Raw genomic sequence first — 2,845 nt, 5'->3', positions numbered from 1 at the left:
TCTTCAAGGGGCTCCGCCCCTTCGACCCCGACACGGGGGCCGGCCCCCGGACCCCCGCTCCTCAAGCGCCGGAGGGGCTGATTTTGCGGGCTGGATCTTGGGTCATGTCCTGTAGGCCTATTACGCGCAGCAGTTGGAGCCGTTCGTACGACTCCGTGCCGGGGCGGGCCGTGTGGATGATCAGGAGGTGGTGGGCGTCCTGGTTCAGGAGGATCTCGCAGTCCAGCTCCAGGAGGCCGACCAGCGGGTGGCGGAAGCGCTTCGTGGACTGACGGCGTACCGCCACCTCGTGTTCCTCCCACAGGCGTGCGAACTCCTCGCTGGACGACCGGAGTTCGGCCACGAGCGCGGCCGGCTCGGGGTCGTCGGGGCGGGCAGCGGCCACCGCGCGCAGGTTCGCGACGTGGGAGCGTGCGTGGTCCTGGATGTCCTCCGGGGGGAACATCTCCCGTGCCGTCGGGTTCAGGAAGAAACGGCGGAGCAGGTTGCGGTCCTGGGGCGGGCGGGCGAACACGTCGCCGGTCAGCGCCCTCGACATCGCGTTCTGGGCGATCATCTCGCCGCAGTCGCTCGACACGTGCGCCGGGGTGTCGTGCAGCCGGTCCAGGACCAGGAGGAGACCCGGCCGCAGATGCGTGGACGTGGCGCCCCGCCGCGGCGGCTCCTCGCCGGTCAGGTGGAACAGGTGGTCGCGTTCGTCTTCCGTGAGGCGTAGAGCGCGGGCCAGCGCCGCCAGCATCTGGCGGGACGGGTGCGGGCCGCGGGCCTGTTCCAGGCGCGTGTAGTAGTCCACGGACATGCCGGTCAGCTGGGCCACCTCCTCGCGGCGCAGGCCCGGTGTACGGCGGCGGGGGCCGGCCGTGAGGCCCACGTCGGCGGGGTCCAGGCGGGCCCGGCCGCGGCGCAGGAAGTCGGCGAGTTCGGCTCGGTTCACGCTTCCAGGGTGCGGCAGTCCGCCCGGCTTATCCAGGGACTGTCGATCCCCTGACCGGAAGGTCTCTCCCGGCACCGGCCCGCCTGTCCAAAGCTGGTCGGAGACGAGAGGAGCACAACATGTTGACACTGGTGACAGGCTCGACGGGCCAGGTCGGACGCCGCTTCGTACCGAGGCTGCTGGCGCAGTCCAGGCCGGGGGAGCGGGTGCGCGTGCTGGTGCGGGACGAGGCCCGCGGCGAGCGATTCGCGGAGCTGGGCGCGGAGGTCGTCCTCGGTGATCTGCGGGACGAGGACGCCCTCGGCAAGGCGGTCGCCGGCGTGGACGCGGTCGTGAACGTCGCCGCGTCCTTCCGCGGCGTACCGGACGAGGAGGCCTGGGCCGTCAACCACGCGGCGGCGGTCGCCCTGGGACAGGCGGCGCTGGCCTCAGGCGTACGGCGCTTCGTCCAGGTCAGCACCGGGCTCGTGTACGGCACCGGGCGGGGCCGCCCCATGACCGAGGAGGACGAGAGCCGCCCCGGCGGCGAGATGTGGGGCGCCTACCCCGACGCGAAGGCGACGGCGGAACGGGAGTTGCTCGCCCTGGACGGCATGGACGTCCGCGTCGCCCGACTCCCCTTCGTCTACGGCGAGGGCGACCCCCACCTCGCCAACTCCCTGCGCTGGGCGGCCCATTGGGCCTCGAACCAACGCCTCCACATGGGCCACCACGCGGACGTCGCCCAGGGCCTCCTGCGCATCCTGCACGCCCCGGGAATCGCCGGCCGGATCTACAACATCGCCGACGACGCCCCGGTCACCGCGGTCGAACTCCATCTGCTCAACGGCGTCGAGATCCCCGCCGAACTCCACGAACGCACCGACCCCGACCCGTGGCTGGGCATCATGTCCACGGAACGCATCCGCCGCGAGCTGGGCTACCGCCCGCTGTTCCCGACGGCGTGGTCGGCACGGGACGCGGGCGTTCTCTGACCCGGCTCAGTCCACCCCGCGAATCCGCCGCACCAGCAACGCCCCCGCCATCCCGATCACCGCGGACACCAGATACAGCACCCGGTACCCGCCCAGATACGTCACGATCGGCGCGGCGAGGGCGGGCGCCGCGACCTGGGGCAGCGCGTTCGCCACATTGATCACGCCGAGGTCCTTGCCGCGGTCCAGGGCCTTGGGGAGGACGTCCGTCATCAGGGCGAAGTCGACCGACGTGAAGACGCCGAAGCCGATGCCCAGGACCGCCGCCGCGACGACCGCGCCGGGCCAGGTCTGCCAGCCCGCGAGGACCGCCGTCGCCACCGCCATCAGGACGCCGGACCAGATCACGAACGGCTTGCGGCGGCCGACCCGGTCCGACCACACCCCGCCGACCACGACCGTGGCCAGGAGCGTCAGGCCGTTCACCGCCGTCAGGATCAGGACGCCCTGGTCGGGGTCGTGGTAGTGCAGGCGGTCCCGCAGGTAATACAGCAGATACAGCAGCACCAGCGCATTGCTCAGGTTGATCAGGAAGCGGGTCAGCCACGCCCAGCCCAGGTCGGGATAGCGGCGCGGGCTCAGCCAGAAGCCCCGCAGGAAGCCCTGCCAGGACCACGGCGGGCGGGTCTCCGGCGGGAGTTGGAGGTCCTTGTGGCGGAGCACGTACGGCAGTACGCCCAGCGCCGTGAACACCGCGCACGCCACATAGCCCGCCCCGATGCCCCCGGCCGCCGTCGCCAGACCTGTGCCGCCGACCACGCCCAGGATTTGGGCGGCGCCCAACCAGCCGCCCACAGAGCCCCGTTGGAGCCGTGGCACCCGGTCAGGGACGGCCGCCGTGACCGCTGCGAAGGCCGCGTTCAGGGTGAGCTGGACCAGGCACCAGCCGGCCGCCATCGTCCACACCCCGCCCGCGCCCGCGAGCAGCAGCAACGAC

At 72.2% G+C, this 2,845-nt stretch carries 3 protein-coding genes; 1 reads left to right on the top strand and 2 read right to left on the bottom strand.

Going from position 1 to position 2,845, the window contains the following annotated elements; translation table 11 throughout:
- Positions 1–61 precede the first annotated feature (61 nt).
- The gene (locus tag AC31A1_RS49470) at positions 62–934 is read right to left on the bottom strand and encodes a helix-turn-helix transcriptional regulator (RefSeq protein ID WP_489659605.1); all 873 of its coding nucleotides are present in this window, start codon (positions 932–934) and stop codon (positions 62–64) included.
- Positions 935–1,053: 119 nt separating this feature from the next.
- Here AC31A1_RS49470 and AC31A1_RS49465 point away from each other — a divergent pair, with 119 nt between their 5' ends.
- A complete protein-coding gene (locus AC31A1_RS49465) occupies positions 1,054–1,908 on the top strand; it encodes an NAD-dependent epimerase/dehydratase family protein (protein ID WP_489659604.1) in 855 nt (284 codons plus the stop codon).
- 6 nt (positions 1,909–1,914) lie between these two features.
- On the opposite strand, the gene AC31A1_RS49460 is transcribed toward AC31A1_RS49465, so the two are convergent.
- Positions 1,915–2,845, bottom strand: a 931-nt coding sequence (locus AC31A1_RS49460) for an MFS transporter (RefSeq protein WP_489659603.1), incomplete at its 5' end; no start/stop codon positions are given.

This window comes from Streptomyces sp. P5F9 (assembly GCF_057961495.1).
The sequence above is the reverse complement of the archived record's forward strand: the minus strand, read 5'-3'. Positions and strand labels throughout refer to the sequence as shown.